Origin of the sequence: Pseudomonas sp. NPDC089401 (assembly GCF_044749485.1) — a bacterium.
In the GTDB taxonomy this organism is placed as follows: domain Bacteria; phylum Pseudomonadota; class Gammaproteobacteria; order Pseudomonadales; family Pseudomonadaceae; genus Aquipseudomonas.
The window spans coordinates 91,774-107,203 of sequence record NZ_JBIVIA010000005.1 but is presented as its reverse complement, the minus strand read 5'-3'; the positions used below and the strand labels follow the sequence as shown (position 1 = coordinate 107,203).

16 protein-coding genes are annotated in these 15,430 nt (G+C 60.5%); 3 read left to right on the top strand and 13 right to left on the bottom strand.

The window, feature by feature from the left end:
- Positions 1–260: 260 nt before the first annotated feature.
- The 5 genes from ACIP21_RS13590 to ACIP21_RS13570 all read right to left on the bottom strand — a co-directional run bounded on the left by ACIP21_RS13590 (position 261) and on the right by ACIP21_RS13570 (position 3,075).
- A complete protein-coding gene (locus ACIP21_RS13590; protein ID WP_400688192.1) occupies positions 261–569 on the bottom strand; it encodes a HigA family addiction module antitoxin in 309 nt (102 codons plus the stop codon).
- Between the two features lie 10 nt (positions 570–579).
- Complete coding sequence (locus tag ACIP21_RS13585) at positions 580–858, bottom strand: type II toxin-antitoxin system RelE/ParE family toxin (protein WP_400688190.1); 279 nt, start codon at positions 856–858, stop codon at positions 580–582.
- 488 nt (positions 859–1,346) lie between these two features.
- Positions 1,347–1,784, bottom strand: a complete 438-nt coding sequence (locus ACIP21_RS13580) for a single-stranded DNA-binding protein (RefSeq protein ID WP_400688188.1) — start codon at positions 1,782–1,784, stop codon at positions 1,347–1,349.
- Positions 1,781–2,296 carry a DUF3158 family protein gene (locus tag ACIP21_RS13575; RefSeq protein ID WP_400688186.1) on the bottom strand — a complete coding sequence of 172 codons (516 nt, stop codon included), beginning with the start codon at positions 2,294–2,296 and terminating at the stop codon, positions 1,781–1,783. Before ACIP21_RS13575 ends, ACIP21_RS13580 begins: the two co-directional genes overlap by 4 nt.
- Complete coding sequence (locus ACIP21_RS13570) at positions 2,293–3,075, bottom strand: PFL_4669 family integrating conjugative element protein (protein WP_400688184.1); 783 nt, start codon at positions 3,073–3,075, stop codon at positions 2,293–2,295. Before ACIP21_RS13570 ends, ACIP21_RS13575 begins: the two co-directional genes overlap by 4 nt.
- 224 nt (positions 3,076–3,299) lie before the next feature.
- Between ACIP21_RS13570 and ACIP21_RS13565 the strand changes: the two genes are divergently transcribed.
- Positions 3,300–4,133, top strand: a complete 834-nt coding sequence (locus ACIP21_RS13565; RefSeq protein ID WP_400688182.1) for a DNA/RNA non-specific endonuclease — start codon at positions 3,300–3,302, stop codon at positions 4,131–4,133.
- 66 nt (positions 4,134–4,199) lie between these two features.
- On the opposite strand, the gene ACIP21_RS13560 is transcribed toward ACIP21_RS13565, so the two are convergent.
- The 6 genes from ACIP21_RS13560 to ACIP21_RS13535 all read right to left on the bottom strand — a co-directional run bounded on the left by ACIP21_RS13560 (position 4,200) and on the right by ACIP21_RS13535 (position 9,795).
- A complete protein-coding gene (locus ACIP21_RS13560; RefSeq protein WP_400688180.1) occupies positions 4,200–5,378 on the bottom strand; it encodes an STY4528 family pathogenicity island replication protein in 1,179 nt (392 codons plus the stop codon).
- A 3-nt stretch (positions 5,379–5,381) separates the two neighbouring features.
- Positions 5,382–5,942, bottom strand: a complete 561-nt coding sequence (locus tag ACIP21_RS13555; protein ID WP_400688179.1) for a DUF2857 domain-containing protein — start codon at positions 5,940–5,942, stop codon at positions 5,382–5,384.
- A 21-nt stretch (positions 5,943–5,963) separates the two neighbouring features.
- A complete protein-coding gene (locus ACIP21_RS13550) occupies positions 5,964–7,388 on the bottom strand; it encodes a ParB family protein (protein WP_400688178.1) in 1,425 nt (474 codons plus the stop codon).
- The gene (locus ACIP21_RS13545; RefSeq protein WP_400688177.1) at positions 7,375–8,223 is read right to left on the bottom strand and encodes a ParA family protein; all 849 of its coding nucleotides are present in this window, start codon (positions 8,221–8,223) and stop codon (positions 7,375–7,377) included. The genes ACIP21_RS13550 and ACIP21_RS13545 overlap by 14 nt, the downstream gene beginning before the upstream one ends.
- Before the next feature lie 11 nt (positions 8,224–8,234).
- Positions 8,235–8,453: an AlpA family transcriptional regulator gene (locus ACIP21_RS13540; RefSeq protein ID WP_400688176.1), complete on the bottom strand. Its 219-nt coding sequence runs from the start codon at positions 8,451–8,453 to the stop codon at positions 8,235–8,237.
- A gap of 445 nt (positions 8,454–8,898) precedes the next feature.
- Positions 8,899–9,795, bottom strand: coding sequence for a LysR family transcriptional regulator (locus ACIP21_RS13535; protein WP_400688174.1), 897 nt, complete (start codon positions 9,793–9,795; stop codon positions 8,899–8,901).
- A gap of 738 nt (positions 9,796–10,533) precedes the next feature.
- On the opposite strand from ACIP21_RS13535, the gene ACIP21_RS13530 reads away from it, so the two are divergent.
- A complete protein-coding gene (locus ACIP21_RS13530) occupies positions 10,534–11,238 on the top strand; it encodes a hypothetical protein (RefSeq protein WP_400688172.1) in 705 nt (234 codons plus the stop codon).
- Positions 11,239–11,446: 208 nt separating this feature from the next.
- Here the strand turns inward: ACIP21_RS13530 and ACIP21_RS13525 are convergent, their stop codons facing one another.
- Together ACIP21_RS13525 and ACIP21_RS13520 are read right to left on the bottom strand one after the other, a co-directional pair.
- On the bottom strand, positions 11,447–12,721 hold the full coding sequence (locus tag ACIP21_RS13525) for a tyrosine-type recombinase/integrase (protein ID WP_400688170.1): 1,275 nt from the start codon (positions 12,719–12,721) through the stop codon (positions 11,447–11,449).
- A gap of 151 nt (positions 12,722–12,872) precedes the next feature.
- The gene (locus tag ACIP21_RS13520) at positions 12,873–13,787 is read right to left on the bottom strand and encodes a LysR family transcriptional regulator (RefSeq protein WP_400688168.1); all 915 of its coding nucleotides are present in this window, start codon (positions 13,785–13,787) and stop codon (positions 12,873–12,875) included.
- A 206-nt stretch (positions 13,788–13,993) separates the two neighbouring features.
- Here ACIP21_RS13520 and ACIP21_RS13515 point away from each other — a divergent pair, with 206 nt between their 5' ends.
- The gene (locus ACIP21_RS13515) at positions 13,994–15,016 is read left to right on the top strand and encodes a zinc-dependent alcohol dehydrogenase family protein (RefSeq protein ID WP_400688166.1); all 1,023 of its coding nucleotides are present in this window, start codon (positions 13,994–13,996) and stop codon (positions 15,014–15,016) included.
- Positions 15,017–15,430: the final 414 nt, after the last annotated feature.

Below are 15,430 nucleotides of genomic sequence, written 5' to 3'. Positions count from 1 at the left end.
AGGGCCTCCTGACGGCACCCAGTGTGGTGGCGTCAGGAGGCCCTTCGGATTGGCGCAGTACCGAGGATCAGCAGCCTGATTGGCGCAGGTGAGCGGCCAAAGGGTTGGTGCAGCCGCTCAGCAGCGGGCAGCCTGAAACAGCAGGAGCAGCAGCGAAGTGTGCGTATCGGCAGCTTCGTCATGTGCCGCGCGCGGAACGCGGTGGACGTCAGTGGACGTGGGGCATAACGAGAACAGCCCCGCAAGCGGGGCTGTAGAACTCAGCTGGCGGCGTGCGCCATAAGATCAGGATTGAACAGCCGGGTGATGGGCGGGTGCTCACGGTGCTCTACCTGCCACAGGTCATAAGCGGCCTGTAGGGCCAGCCACATGCGGGCATTGCCCAACCCGGCCAATTCCAGGCGGTAGGCGAGGTCTGCCGAGATACCGGCGTGACCGTTGATGACCGTGGACAGCTGCCCACGGGAATACCCCAGATGCTCAGCCAACGAACTGATAGTCATGTTGATGGCCGGCAGAATGTCCTCGCGGAGCGATTCGCCGGGATGGGGAGGATCATACATCGGCATTGAAAGCCTCCTAGTGATAATCGAGGTAATCCACCAGCTCGACATCGGTGCCGCAGAAGCGGAACACCAAGCGCCAGTTGGCGGAGACATTGACGGCCCAGTAACCAGTACGCTGGCCTTGCAGTGTATGCAGGCGTAGGCCGGGCAGTGCCATGTCGGCTGGGGTTTGCGCCTCTTCAAGATACGCCAGAAGGCGACACAAACGCTCGGTATGATCAGCCCGCACCCCCGACGCATCGCCTCGCTGGTGCAGCGCCTTCAGGCCTTTGTGCCTGAAGCTGATGATCACAGGACTAGAGTGTAAGGTGTGTCCTTACACGGTTCAAGTGGACGAAATGCCATGGGCATGGCGTGCTCCTGGTAGAAAGGAAAAGACCGACCGTCACGCCAGGGGCACTGGCGCTGCCGCAATCGCCGGATCTCGGGTCGGAGGGAAGTGGTCAACACACCTCGGTGTGTCGCAGCCTTGAAGGCCTCGGCTGCCTGGGAAGGCGCTGACCTGAGCCAGCAGTACCTGGGCCCAGAGTGCGCAAGGCAGGAAGGGCTGTCGCAGAACAAGCCGAACGCGGTGTTACCCGGATTTGCGAGCGCGAAGTGCCGAGCGGCACCGCGATGAGCCAAAAGCGTCTGCAACAGAAGCGTCCAGATGGCTCGCGTGCGGACCTCCATGGACGTGGGTGGACGTATCCCCTGGGGATAATTGCGGCAGCGCCGAACCATCCACGCTGACGCATAGCGAGCGGCAAACGGTTGGCGCAGCCGCTCGCTAGCTCAGGCTCAGCCCTCGGCCTCATCTGGTGCACTCGCCGAGGGACCGGTAGATGCTGATGCAGATGGCGATCCTGCTGCCGGTTTGGCACTCAACGAAACCGACTCCAACCGATAGGGCAAGATGCCCACGCGTCGGGCCTCAACCTTGAACGTCACGCGTGTGTTCTCCTCTTCGTCCTCCCACTCATCGCGCACGCAGCGGCCTTCCACCAACACGCGCATACCTTTCTGGTACAGCTCGCTCCAGCGCTCGGCATCGCGGTGCCACACCTCCACTGGGGCCCAGAATCCGCCGCGGTCGTCGTAGCCGTCGCGGGTCGGTACCGGGTTGTCGAAGTACACATTCAGGCGCAGTAGTCGGCGCGGCTCGTCGTTGCCGTTGTTGAAGGCGCGGTACTCCGGGGCGGAGCCGATGTTGCCCTCGCCGTAGAAGTGAGTGCTCATGGTTGGTCGTCCTCAGTCGTGAAGTGCGGTCGGGTGTATTGCCGGTGAATGGCCTCGGCATGCGCCCATTTCCTGGCGCAGGCCTCGGCTTGGCGTGCCAGGCTGTGGGTCAGGCTGATCTGCAGGTTGAGCACGATGCGTTGCTGCTCCAGTACCAACAGGTCGTCGAGCAGCACGCCTGGCGTGGTGGGATCGGCCATCAAACCTTCCCACAGCGCCACGCCCATCGAGGTGCGCGAGATGTTGCGCCAGCGCAGAAAGGTCGTCCCAGCGCCAGTCACCTGGGGACAGAGCTGTACGGGCAACCGATTGAACGGGTAGGCGCGGGCCTGCGCCAGCAATCGGCCGCTGGCCAACCCGATCAGCCCATCTCGCAGGTCAAAGCATTGGTTGGCCCAGGTTGCCAAACTCCCCTTACCTTTAAAGGGCTGTAAAGGGCCTTTTAGATAGGCACTCTGTGCCAGTGCCTGATAGTCGGCTTGTGCCAGCGGAACGAAGTAGGACGGGCTCATGGCAACTCGTCCTCATCGCTCGGCGTACCGTCGTCGGCACCGCTGTCCGCTGCGTCAGCCGTCAATGCTTCTTCGGGCTCGCCCGTGCGTAGGCGCCGGCCGCCCAGAGGGCTTCGTCGCACAATAGGTGGGGCGAAGCGCGAACGGCACGTACCGTCCAACACCTCCTGCGGTAGTTCGCCAAAGCGCTCCCGTGCCATGCGAGCCACGGCATTGTTGGCAGCGAAGTCATCACGCTGCGCGCCGGAGAACTTGTACTGCTGCGCCAGGCTGAACAAGCTGCGCAGCGCGTGGGCACCCTCGGTGAGCCAACGGTCCTGGGTTTCGCGGTCGATCAGCGCGGTGTGGTGCGCCAGGATCAACCGCCGCGCCAAGTCGTCGTAGTCGGCCAGCAGGTACACGGCCATGAAGCCGAGCTGGGCGTTGATGAACAGCGGCAGGTTGACCGGCTGCAGGTTGAGGTTTTCGCCCAGGCTCAATGCCGCAGGCACATCCGCCAAGACCTGATCAACTTGTTCACGCAGAGCCTGAAGGGTGGCCTTGGTGCTGTTCAACTTGTCTTCGATGCGCAACATCCAGGCATCGGAGTAGGGATCGTCCTGTTCGGCGCCGCGCTTCATCTTGTTCATGATCGACACGAAACCGCTGAGGCCGATGATGCCGGAGTGACCGTCGCTGCGGGCGCGGCCGTGCCAGATGCGCGAGGCGTGGTGGGTATGCAGGGTGAGTTGCATGGAACTGCGCAACGCGCCGAGGTTGAGCTGTAGATCGTTGCTCATGGGAAGCCACTCAAGTGGGAGATTGAGTGGGCAGCTTCGCGGGTGTGCGCGAAGGCTGTCAGTGAAGAAACCGCAGGAGCTTGAGGCCTGATTGCCCAGGGTGGCCGACTGGACTTCAGTGGATCGCTATAGGCTTATCCCCTGGGGATAATTTTTATGGAGAAAGTGACTGGTCGCTTCGACGATTGCGATCTAGCCTGCGACCTGCATATGCATGGTTGAGGATGCTATCAGTGAACAGAACCACATGGACTCGGGGTTGGACTTTCTTGTTGGCGTTGATGGTGGCGGGCTGTTCAACCACAGGAACGCCCCCTGCACCTGTCCGCTCATTGACGTTGATAGGGCACTGCGGAGTGGGATGTCCAATTGGAAGCTCAGGCCACATCTTGGATAGGGAGGCCTACACGCTGAGTAACAACCCCAAGACAAAATTCGCTGATTGGGTTGCGTACTGGATTACCTCGGATACGTATGCCAAGGACCGTCCACGAGACTGGGCTACAGACCCGGATCTTCCTCGTAGTGAAACGCTTGAGCCGAAGGAGTATGACGGTGCCTACAAGCAGCTGGTATTGGAGCGGGGCCATCAAGCGAATCTTGCATCCATGGGGGCGGTGCCAAATTGGGAGGCCTTGAACTACCTCTCGAACATCACCCCGCAGCGGCCTGATCTCAATCAAGGCTCCTGGAAGACGCTGGAGGATCGAGAACGGGCCTTGAGAATGAGCCCTGACAACCAAGGCGTTCATGTCGTCACAGGACCCTTGTACGAACGCCATATAGGCACACTGCCGGCTGCGAGCAAGCCACACACCATTCCTAGCGGCTACTGGAAAGTCATCTTCACCGGAAGCAGCCCGGAGCAGGGCCTCTATGCGTCATTTGTGATGGACCAGGACACACCACGCAGTGTTGATTTCTGCACCCAGCAAGTCACAGTGGCGGAAATCGAACGACGCTCGGGCTTGACGCTGTGGTCATCGCTGCCTGCTGACGTGCAGGCCAAATTGAAGCATCAGCCAGGGCAGCTGGCCCAGCGCTTGGGCTGCCCTTAGCCACTGCAATCAGACTTCTATGGCTCGCTGTGGCCTTATCCCCTGGGGATATTTTCGCCCTTCAGCTCAGGGGATATGAAGAATGGATTTCAGTTCATCGATGTAGCGAAGCGCCCTGGCGCGGCTCTCGGGATTCGGGGGTGGTTTTAGCGGCGGCGGATCGGGCGCCTTGGGCTGTGGGCCGTTGCTAGCCGGTCGGCCTTTGTCATCCTTCTTCTGGCCCGCCCAGGGCTTGAACTGCCCTTGTGCCGCCCGCTGAATGATGCCGAACAAATAGCCCTCTCGGCTGCGTACGGTCTGGCCGTGGCAGCGCGCCGCCCATTCGTCCAACACCGACTGGCGCAAGGGCTTGTCGACGCGCTCCAGCGCAAGCAGGGCGGCGGTCTGTTGCGCACTGCTGAGGGCAGTGAAATCAGGTGGAAAGCGCAGTTCGTTGCGAAGTGCAGTACGTAAGTTCTTTTTTTGATTTTGTCTTGAAGTACTTAAGCGCTTCGGATTCCGAAGAGCGCCGGATTTAGGGGCTTCCAGCGTGCCTTCGGAATCCGAAGTCGATTCAGAACCCTTCCGAAGAGAGTGATTTTCACCTTCTTCGGAATCGTGGGCGCCTTTTTGTGGATAAGTGAGCGCTGCGATGGAATCGTTTGCCGTCAGGCGCTCGATCAGCGCCTGCAATCGACTGGGCAGGACTTTGCCCTTGAGTTGCGGATCTTCCGGGAACTCCTTCAGCACCTGCACGGCCACGCGTTGCACACCTTTGTTGGCATGCTTCAGCCCGCGGCTGACCAGTCCCAGGTATTCGGGGTCCAGCTGCATGGCCTCGTAGGGCGTCAGCGGTTCATCGTGCAGCACGTAGACGTTGCCAAGCAGGTAGCCGGTCTTGAGATCGCGGCGTCGGCGCACCAGGCTCAACCAGCGCGCCAGGCGCAGCTGGGTCAGGGACTTGGCTACCGATTCGTGCGAGGCCTTGGCGCCGCAGGGTGAGCAGCTGAGGTACGGGCGCAGTTGCTCGTAGGTCGGGAAGGCGGTCTGCCCGTGGTCATTGAGCAGCAGGCGAAAAATCTGCCAGGTGTTGCGTTCCAGCGGTGTGAGGCGGTTGTCGAGGAACAATTGCCTGGGTACGGTTTCGTGCCGGTTGCCACTGTAGAGGTAGGTGTCACCGACGGTCGGGCTGACCTGTGCCGGCTGCAACGACTGTACGGCCTTGTCGAGCAGACTCGACAAAGCCTCGGAGGGGGAATGTGACATGGCTCATACCAAGCCTTGGGTGATCCAGTCGCGCAGGATGGCCCAGAGCACGGACGCAGGGTGACCCAGAGATTCGGCCAGTGTCAGGGTGAGGTCCAGCAGGGCCGTGTCATCGGAGGGATCGATCGGGTGGGTTTGCTGGTGCATCTTCCAGCGGTGCCATAACTCGGTGTCCTCGGCTTCGGTGAGCACCGGGTGCCGACCCTTACGCTTGGGCAGGCCAAGCATGTCGCGGCGCAGGGCTACCTCTTGGTGGGTAAGGCCATAGAAGTTGCTGACCATCTCGGTACTGGCGCCCAGGTGCAGCATGCGGTCCACCCTGGCGATTTCGGCGTCCACGTCGTCTGCCTGGCTGAGCAGGCGCTGCAGCACTTCGTGGTTGATGCTGACTGTGCACCACGACACACGGGCGTTGAGCAGCACGCTGACGAGGTTGGGATGCTTCAGCGCGGCCAAATCCTGGTCCTCGAAGCCCATGGACTTACAGCGCCGGAGCTGGCCGGTGCGCAGGTCGTGCAAGGCTTGGGCGATCACCGCTTGGTTCAACGGGTGCGGCATGGGCATGGCAGCCTCCCTGGCGCGGGGTTAATTAGAGGTGGAAGACGACGAACCGTTGCCGGCCTCAAGTTCATGCAGCCGGCGAACCAGGCGCAGCAAGCGAAACAGCTTGATCAGGCTGGTGTCGCTGACCCGCTCGGGTGCCAGGAGCAGCGTGCCGAATTCATGGCTGCCACTCAGCAGTTGCAGTACGCCCGCGTCCTCTGCAACGCTGCAGGTGAAGCCGATACCCTCATCGCTCGGCTCGATGACCGATTCCGGCTCGGACTCGGCGGCGATTTCAGTCGCAAATTGGGCGATCAGCACGCGCAGGCAGGGCGGTGAGTCCACCGACGCATCGACATGCCAGAGGTCGGCGACAGAGAACAGGTCTTCGCCGTCAGGTTGCTCGTCCACCTGCTCGGCGATCAGCCGGTTTATGTCTTGGACGCGGCTGCCGATAGGGGCACTTCCGGAGTCGGTAGGAGGTTGACCCGCTGGGCTTTGAATGGCCGGGTTTACTTCTTTCCTGGCTTTGGCTGGAGGCGGCGAGGGCGCGGTTGGAGGCTTAGTCGGCGTTCGGGTGAGGGCCACCTGCCGCTGTTCGGTGGCGTCGATATCCAGCGCCAGGCTGTCGTAGTTGATGTTCAACAGCTCGCTCATCTGCCCGATCAGTTCGTCCTGTACCCTGGGTAGGGAGAAGGCAGCCGCTTCGCCATCGAAGCTCTGCAGCACCTCTTGGAATAGGGTGGGGTAGTCGGTATCTGTTGCTCGGTCCGAGATATGCACGTCCCAAGCACGCTCGGCGGCTTTGCGCAGTACAGCCAGCCGCTCGACTTGATGGCGGCCCAGTCCACCGTAAAGCACAGTGGGAATTGCCGGCAGCAGAAACTGCACGGCATCGCGCATTCGGCTGATATGCGATTGCTGCACGGGATAGCCGTCGAGGCAAAGCCGACGCGCCAGTTCTGCTTGCGTGAGCGAGGTGTTCACTTCCAGCTCATAGAGCTCGCGGGCTTTTTCGATGCCAAGGGCTCGCTCAATAAAGGTCAGCCCGCCGCGCAGTTCGTTCTCCGCCAAGTGGCCGGTCAAAGCAACAATTTCCCCACGGGCAGGCCATGGCCTAAATAGACAGGCAATCCGTAGGAAGCGCTCTTCCCTTGTCTCGGTCCACAGCTCACGCAGGATGGTCAGGCGGGTATTGCCGCCGTTGCGAATGATGAAGTGCGGGTCACCCGGACGGCGCGTAATGGACGGTTGGGCATCCAGGCCGCGCTGTCGAATCGAGGCTTTGATCTCATCAAACAGGGGATTTCGCGTCACCCGCGGGTTCAGCTCATAGGGGCGCAACTGGTCCAAGACGACAACCATCGGCGTATCGACCAGTGGATCACTCAGGGCATCGGCCGGAGGCCCGGCCTGGGGGAACGCGTCAGCCAGCAGCTTGCCAGCAAGATCATCAGCAGGCGGCATCGGCGAGCCTCCCGTGTACCAGGGCGAAGCGCTCCTGCCATTGCGGGTACAGCTCGCAGGCCAAGGCGCGCATGGTGTCCAAGGCAGCCGGTGCCTGACGCCCGGAGGGGCGACGGTACTCTAACCGATGTACTGGAAGTGCGGCAGTGGCTGCACGCGGGTAGGCCTCGATGGCCGGGATGCAGGTATCGAGCACACGGATACCAGGCTCGCCGACGAGCACCTGGCGCAGCGCAGCCTGGACCGCACGGGCGTTGCTCGATACCGGATGGACACGGTTGATCAGCAGGCGCATGGGCGGCGGCTCGATACCGAGATGACGGTAGGGCGCCAGGTCCCTGAGCAACTGCAGGGTGCCCCGGCGCAGTTCGCGGGCCGCGAGGACTTCTGGCGTGACCGGCGACAGCACCAGGTCGGACGCCAGAATTGCCATCTCCAGCAGTACGCTGCGTGCGCCCTGGGTGTCGATCAACAACAGGTCGTAGTGTGGCCGGAACAGTGACAGCAGGTTCCGCAGTCGCAGGCGGCCGTCCGGAGCATGCAAGAGCAGGGTGTTCAACTGGCCTTGCGCATCATTCGACACCACCAGGTCCAAGCCCTCGATGGCGGTGCGGCAGATCAGTTGCGAGCGGCTGGATTCGTTGTAGGCCAGCAGCTCGTAACATCCACCCGGTGCCCGATGGGGCAGGGCGTAGTAGCTGGACAGGGTAGGCTGCACATCTAGGTCCAACAGCAGCACCCGCAACCCGGCATCAGCGGCCAGGCCGCCCAGGTTGGCAGCGGTGGTGGTCTTACCCACCCCGCCTTTGGTCGAGGCGATCGCGGTCACATGCATGACAGTGCCCCTCAGTCGCGCGGCGAAACGCGGTCGATCAGCCAGCGCTCGACCTCCAAGGAATCCCAGCCGACCGCACGCACGCCGAGCTTGATGGGCTTGGGGAACTTGCCCTGGGCGATCAGTGCGTAGATGTGCGCGCGTTTGAATCCAGTTTTGCGCTCCACGTCGGGGCGGCGGAGGATGCGGTGCTCGGTGTCGAGCACCAATGTTTGAATGGGCTGGGTCATCGTTGACTCTCCTGGACGTCCGTTGACGTCGATTGAGGATGTGCCCGTATTCAGCGCTTGCCGTAGCCATCACGCAGCGAACAATGCGGAGCACGCACTCACCGGATAGATGACCGCGCCGCGCTCACAAGACGTTAAGCAAAAATCCCCTACAACTTATCCCGTTGTCTTCTGGCATCGATGCGCCGCTATCCAGCGACGAATGTCCTATCCAGCGCCCCCAGCCAAATTACGGCAAGACGAGAAGCGTTTAGCTGATACCAGACTTCAAAGGCAGGTAAAGAGCAGATGCAACGTGTCTGACTCAGATGCAAAAAGTCTGAATGGCGCAGCCCGAAATCAAAGGCCGCTAAGGCAGTGCCCCGCGATCGCCTGTCGCAAAAGGTTTCATCGAGGATGCAGAGTCGGTCTGCAATAGATCCATAGTGTCTGATGCTGCGAAAAGTCAGTGCGCTGCAGCCGCTATCCGCAGCGCTCGGTGGATAAAACGCGCCATGGGCGTGTCGGGTTCGTACGTGGCGTAGAGCAGATGCGTCGAGATACGAACCGCCTCACCGGCGAGAGGCCGCAGTACGATGTCCTCGATGTCATGCGCCTTCAATTGGGCTGCACAGCTCAATCCCACGGCATATCCAGCGGCCACCAGGGAAATCAGCATCTCTTGGCTACTGGCCTGGGCCGCTATGGTGAGCGATGAGTCCGTGCCGGCCAGGAGCGATGAAACCTGCTGATGCAGCCCGCTTTGCAGCTCGGGATGGAACAGGACCAGCGGGCACGTTGCCAGCTCGGCCAGGGGGACTCGCTTGTGGACCAACAGCGGATGACGAGGTGGGAGGGCGACGACCAGTTCGGTCTGCCACAGCGCTTCACTGGACATGCCATGAGGTTCGCCGGGGGCACAGGCAAAGCCGACATCGAATAGATCGTGCCGCAGGCCTTTGAGCAGTTCGGCCAGCGGCACCTCAAACAGTTGCAGGTTTATGTCGGGTTCTTCCTCGCGGCTGCAGGCCAGCAGCGCCGCCAGGCGCTTGGGTAGGATACCGTCGGAGAGGGCAACGCGCAGTGTCGCGAGTGAACCGGCAGCGGCTGCCAAAGCGGAACTCCGCGCCTGATCGACAAGGCTGAAGATCCGTGGGGCGGATTCTGCCAGTGCTTGGCCTGCAGGCGTCAGATTCGTCCCGATGCCAGCACCACGCTCGAACAGGGTCACTCCCAGATCATGTTCCAGGTCACGAATCGTGCGGGAGAGTGGGGATTGTTCGATATGCAGGCGATCAGCCGCGCGGGTGAAGTGGCGTTCTTCGGCTACGGCGAGGAAGCATTTCAACTGGCGCAAGTTCATCGTGCGCCCTCGCTACGTGGTTGCCCTTGATGGGGGCTTGCTCCGGTTGGATTGGTGCGATCAGGGTGATCGCCACGGAAGGCTTGGACGGGCAGGTTGGCTACAAACATGGTGCTCCGACTGTGATCAGTACAGGCGGACGGCTGCCTGCGGGGCAGAGCATGGCATTGAGTAGCGGATCTCCTCAACGGCCTGACAAGAGGAGTCGGATGATGATCAGCGCATACAGCTTTCGAATAGTGTGTGATATTTGTCTGGTGAGTCTTGGAGGTAGAATGTGGCGCAACACGTGTTTATGCTGATTACAGGCTCAGGAGTCCTAAGACTGAGTAGGAAATTATTTTCAGTTTGAAGGATGTTGATGGGCTCTCCTCCAGCGTCCTACAAGAACTGATGAATCTGACTACAGGTTGGATAGATCTTCTGTGGACTGAGAATGCCTTTGGGTTAATGAAGTGGTTATTGTTGGTTGGATGTTGTAGGGCTCTGATGATCTGATTTGGTGATGTGGGTTGTGGTATTTGTAATATTTGCTAGTGCAGAGTGGCGCCTCTGCACTGGCCTGATAGTAATGCTAAGTGTTGGTGTGATGCGTTACCGGCTCAACGCTGAGAAGGCCTTCAATCCCATTACTCAAGAGCCGTTCAAAGGGTTTCGTTTACCCAGAGGGTTATTGCAGCAGTCGAAGGCGGAGGGGACTAAGGCCGCACCGGGACTGAACATCTAGTAAGGAAGTCTTTGAAGAAATTCGCCTTGTCGTTCGAAATGAGGTATCAGTACGCGTACAACTACCAACTGAGGTCACCGCCAATGGATACTGCTAACGAAAAGCCAGATTTCAACCTGGACACAGATGTCAAGTATCCGTCTGATTACGCAGGACAGAAGCTGTTTGTTCAAGCGAGTGATTGGCAAAACAATGCCATGCTCGGTTGGATGCACTTCCCCCTTGGGTTGTATGCCTGCGGCTATAAGGAAGCAGCGGACGGGCTGCTTTTTGCCATCGAGCACCGTAAGGTCAGTCTGGACAGTGTCATCTATCCGCTGGTCTTCCTCTATAGGCAGGGGCTCGAATTGCAGTTGAAGCTAATCCTGCCGCTGGCAAGGCGCTTGGCGAACAAGCCTGCTAAGGCGGATCACGACCACCGTCTGATGCCATTGTGGGCAGAGCTAAGGACCTTGCTGAACGAACTGACCCCTCACCCTGATGACAAAGAGTTGCCGGCATTGGAGGAGATCATTCAGCAGTTAGATGAGGTGGATCCTCAGTCATTCGCGTTTCGCTACCCAGCCACGAAGAAGGGTGAGGTTAGTTTGCCGAATATTCGCCATATCAACGTACGGCATCTGGGTGAAGTCATGGATAGCGCGTTCATGCTCATGGACGGGATTCATGGCGAGTTGGGGGCTATGGATCAGTACGAAGAACACGGCGAATGGTAGAGCGCCAGATCTTGCGTGGCGTTTACTAGCGGGCCTTGGATGAGGCCTTGGCAGAGACCGCGATTGAGACATAATTGCGCACATCGAGACGACGGAATGTACAATTTTTCACATCTTTTCAAGGAGATAGAGCAGGAATGATCGTCTCGTTTCCCGCTGCGCATTTATCGCTTGCGGGCGGTCCTTGCCGGGCATGTGGATATTTGGCTTATTCCGTGTGCACTAAAAGCGCAGCATTTTTTCGTAGCTGATCCAAGTAATTCGCCCATTGCTGTGCCGCCTCTCGGCGCTGTGGCAGCAGTTGGGCGCGCGCATAAACCGCGCCAAGCGCGCCCGGCATGCGGTGAGACAACGACAACTCCAATACAATCGGATCAATGCCCAAATGCTCGTGGGCGATAGTGCGGTAGGTGGCGCGGAACCCATGCGCAGTAATCGGGTAGTCCGGCCAGATCCGCTGATAGGCCTTGGCCAGGGACGTGGCGTCAATTGGGGAGCCCGGGTAGACCGGCGAGACAAAAACCCAGCCATTGCCCGCCTCATCCACCACCCGCCGTTCATGGAGTTCACGCAAGAGCACAAGGGCCTGCTCCGGCAGTGGCACGATGTGTTTGCTTTTGTCCAGATGGCGGGTTTTTCCGACGACATAACGCCAGTCGGCACTGACGAGGTCGACATCTTCCCTGCGCATTTTCACCAACTCTCCAGGGCGAACCGGCAGCATCACCAGCAGGCGCATCGCGATGCTTACGCTGCTTGGGCCAAGTTCATCCAGGCGCAGCAAAAACTCACCCAAATCGGCCGGCCGCTCGATCGCCGGATTACTAGTTACCACGTGGCGAACCTTGAGTTCTTCGGTGTTGCTGAGCGCCACATTGCGCTCCACCCAGCCTCGGCCCTCGGCAAAGCCGAGGACGGCGCGGATGATGGTGCGCACGCGCTTGGCCATGGCCAGTGTGCGTGCGCGGCGCAGGGTGGCGATGATCTCGATGATGTGGTCCAGCTTGATCTCGCTGACGGGGAGACTGCCGATCGTGGGAAGGATGTGATTGTCCAACGCGCCGCGGAAGCCTGCGAGGGATTTGCTCACGAGGTCGTGCGATTTGAAGGTCAGCCACTGTTCGGCCACGAAATTGAAAGTGCGCTCCTCGTTGAGTAACTGATCGGCGATTTTCTTGCGTTTGGCCTTTAGCGGGGCGACGTGATGGGCGACGTTCTGGCGCGCGGCTCGTGCCAGGTCTCGGGCGTCTTTCAAGCCGATATCAGGATACCGGCCAATCGCGTACACGTTCTCCTTACCATGCAGGCGATACCTCATCCGCCAGTATTTAGCAGCAGGCTTGTTCGACTTCTGCGAGGCCTGGACATGCAGGTACAGACCGGGCACCTCGCCGTCAGCGTACTTGCCGGGTTCGGCAATGGCGCGCAGGAAAGCATCGCTGAGTTTTCGCCGCAGTGCAGGCGTAGGGAGAGAAGTCGTCATGTGCGGGTACTTTTTTCGAAAATGAAAAAGATACCCAAAAATATACCCGCAGGAGCGTCGGAAATGGGTGGAATGCGACGGACGGCACTGGACCTTAATTTCAATTAAAGTACTGATTATATTGAGTTTTTTGGATCTCAGTGGACGTCAGTCACAGGCTATCGGGATCCCCGAAGAACATCTGTATCCGCGACCGCAACCAGCGCTCCGCCGGATCATTGTCCTGCGCCCCGCGCCAGGCCATGTGCAATTCGAACGTACGCACCTCCATCGGCAGATCCTCAGCCCGCAAGCCTCCCGCCGAGGTCAGCGCATCGGCGGTGTAGTCCGGCACCGTGGCGACGATATCGGTCCCGGCCAGCAAGCTCCCCAGCCCGTTGAACTGCGGCACCGCCAGCACCACGTGGCGCTTGCGGCCGATTTCTTCCAGCGTTTCGTCGATGAACCCGGACAGGTCGCCGGCGAACGACACCAGGGCGTGGGGCCGGGCGCAGAAATCGTCGAGGGTGATGCTGCCCGGCACGCTATCGGCGCGCAGCAGCTTGGGTTTGCTGCGCCGCAGCACCTTGCGCTTGGCGTTGGCCGGCAGTTCGCTGGTGTAGCTCACGCCCACGGAAATCTCGCCCGAGGCCAGCAGGGTCGGCATCAGCAGGTAGTTGACCCGGCGCACCACCAGGACGATGCCCGGGGCTTCGGCGCGGATGCGCTTGAGCAGCTGCGGCAGCAGGGCGAACTCGGCATCGTCGGACAGGCCGATGCGGAACACCGCATTGCTGGTGGCGGGGTCGAATTCGGCGGCGCGGCTGACGGCGGTGGAGATCGAGTCCAGGGCCGGCGACAGCAGGGCGAAGATTTCATGGGCCCGGGCCGAGGGCTCCATGCTGCGGCCGGTGCGCACGAACAGCGGGTCGTCGAACAGGTTGCGCAGGCGCGACAGCGCCGCGCTGATCGCCGGCTGGCCGAGGAACAGTTTCTCGGCGGCGCGGGTCACGCTACGCTCGTGCATGAGGGTTTCGAACACGATCAGCAGGTTGAGGTCTACGCGACGCAGGTCGTTTCGATTCATCGGTAAGCTTCGCCTGAAGTGGGGCAGGGGTGAATCTTAAGGCCAAAGGCTGTTACCCTGCACCGATTTCCGGGGGCCAATGCACAGGAAAGTCGGGTGCCCAATCGATGACAGGCATGTCGACTATTAATGGCCGCTGATGGTCATACGGCAAAAGCCCGGATAAAGTCCGTGGTAATACGAGATTCACAAAGGCGAGGTATGCGATGTCCCGCATGATCCGTTTCCACAAGTTCGGCGCTGCCGATGTGCTCCGTTGCGAGGAGCAGGCCGAACCGTCACCTGCCGTCGGCGAGGTGCAGATCCGCGTCGAGGCCATCGGCGTGAGCTGGTACGACGTGCTCTGGCGCCAGAACCTGGCGCCGTCCCAGGCGCGTCTGCCGGCCGGGATCGGCCACGAGATGGCCGGCGTGGTCACGGCGGTCGGCGCCGAGGTCGACGATATCGCGGTTGGCGACCGGGTGGCCAGCTTCCCGGCCACCAGCGCCAACGAACACCCGGTGTACGGCGATGTCATCGTCCTGCCGCGCACGGCCATCACCCGTTACCCGGACATCCTCACGCCGATCGAGGCCAGCGTGCACTACACGCCGCTGCTGATCGCCTATTTCGCCTACGTCGACCTGGCCCGGGCCAAGGCCGGGCAGACCGCGCTGGTCACCGATGCCAGCCACTGCGCCGGGCCGGCCTTCGTGCAACTGGGCAAGGCCCTGGGGCTGAAGGTGTTTGCCGCCACCAAGGAGCCCGAGCAGCGCGAGTACCTGCTGGGCCTGGGCGCCGACAAGGTGATCGTCACCGAAGAACAGGACCTGCTGATGCAGGTCGGCAAGTACACCGATGGCCGCGGCGTGGACATGGTCCTGGACGGCATGGGTGGGCCGCAGATGTCGCTGCTCGGCGACGTGCTCGCGCCCCGTGGCAGCCTGGTGCTGTATGGCCTGCAGGGCGGCAACCAGACGCCATTCCCGGCCTGTGCGGCGTTCCAGAAGAACATCCAGTTCTACGTGCACTGCATCGGCAACTTCACCGGCAAGCCGGAACTGGGCATCAGCCAGGACCAGGTGGCACTGCAGCGTGCCTTGCGCGACATCAACCAGTTCACCGCCGACCAGTTGCTGACCCCGCAGATCATCAAGGTGTATCCGTTTGCCGAGGTGGTCGAAGCGCATCGCTACATGGACGAATGCCCCTGTGGCGGGCGGGTGGTGCTGGATATGGCACAGGCCTGACGCGTACTGCTGGCAATCAAAAACCCGGGCTGAGTCCCGGGTTTTTTGTGCCTGTTGCACGGGCTGGCAAACAGGCTGAAAACACTTCGCAATTGCACGATTGATTTGCCCGGCGCATTGTAATCGCCGGGTTTTGCTGAATGGTTTTTTTGCCGTGATCTGTATCTTTTATTCGCCTTGTAACGCTCGATAATGGCGCAATGATGGTTAGCGCAAGGAGCGTGAAATGCTACAAGGCAAGCGTGACGGCGCGTGGCCTGGGGCCGCAGTCTGTGGGCGAACAGGGATATTCTTCTCGAAGGCCTGGCGACAATTGTTTATCACTTCAATGTTTCCCAAGGTTATGTGGGAATTTTCTTCAAACTAAATTCATTGCGCCGTTTTCGACTCCGTGACATGGGCGCAGGAAATGAA

What these genes read in the sequence shown, in the direction of transcription:
- ACIP21_RS13590 (WP_400688192.1), bottom strand. Translation starts at nt 569, where the DNA reads ATGCCGATGTATGATCCTCCCCATCCCGGCGAATCGCTCCGCGAGGAC.
- ACIP21_RS13580 (WP_400688188.1), bottom strand. Translation starts at nt 1,784, where the DNA reads ATGAGCACTCACTTCTACGGCGAGGGCAACATCGGCTCCGCCCCGGAG.
- ACIP21_RS13575 (WP_400688186.1), bottom strand. Translation starts at nt 2,296, where the DNA reads ATGAGCCCGTCCTACTTCGTTCCGCTGGCACAAGCCGACTATCAGGCA.
- ACIP21_RS13570 (WP_400688184.1), bottom strand. Translation starts at nt 3,075, where the DNA reads ATGAGCAACGATCTACAGCTCAACCTCGGCGCGTTGCGCAGTTCCATG.
- ACIP21_RS13565 (WP_400688182.1), top strand. Translation starts at nt 3,300, where the DNA reads ATGCTATCAGTGAACAGAACCACATGGACTCGGGGTTGGACTTTCTTG.
- ACIP21_RS13560 (WP_400688180.1), bottom strand. Translation starts at nt 5,378, where the DNA reads ATGTCACATTCCCCCTCCGAGGCTTTGTCGAGTCTGCTCGACAAGGCC.
- ACIP21_RS13555 (WP_400688179.1), bottom strand. Translation starts at nt 5,942, where the DNA reads ATGCCCATGCCGCACCCGTTGAACCAAGCGGTGATCGCCCAAGCCTTG.
- ACIP21_RS13550 (WP_400688178.1), bottom strand. Translation starts at nt 7,388, where the DNA reads ATGCCGCCTGCTGATGATCTTGCTGGCAAGCTGCTGGCTGACGCGTTC.
- ACIP21_RS13545 (WP_400688177.1), bottom strand. Translation starts at nt 8,223, where the DNA reads ATGCATGTGACCGCGATCGCCTCGACCAAAGGCGGGGTGGGTAAGACC.
- ACIP21_RS13540 (WP_400688176.1), bottom strand. Translation starts at nt 8,453, where the DNA reads ATGACCCAGCCCATTCAAACATTGGTGCTCGACACCGAGCACCGCATC.
- ACIP21_RS13535 (WP_400688174.1), bottom strand. Translation starts at nt 9,795, where the DNA reads ATGAACTTGCGCCAGTTGAAATGCTTCCTCGCCGTAGCCGAAGAACGC.
- ACIP21_RS13525 (WP_400688170.1), bottom strand. Translation starts at nt 12,721, where the DNA reads ATGACGACTTCTCTCCCTACGCCTGCACTGCGGCGAAAACTCAGCGAT.
- ACIP21_RS13520 (WP_400688168.1), bottom strand. Translation starts at nt 13,787, where the DNA reads ATGAATCGAAACGACCTGCGTCGCGTAGACCTCAACCTGCTGATCGTG.
- ACIP21_RS13515 (WP_400688166.1), top strand. Translation starts at nt 13,994, where the DNA reads ATGTCCCGCATGATCCGTTTCCACAAGTTCGGCGCTGCCGATGTGCTC.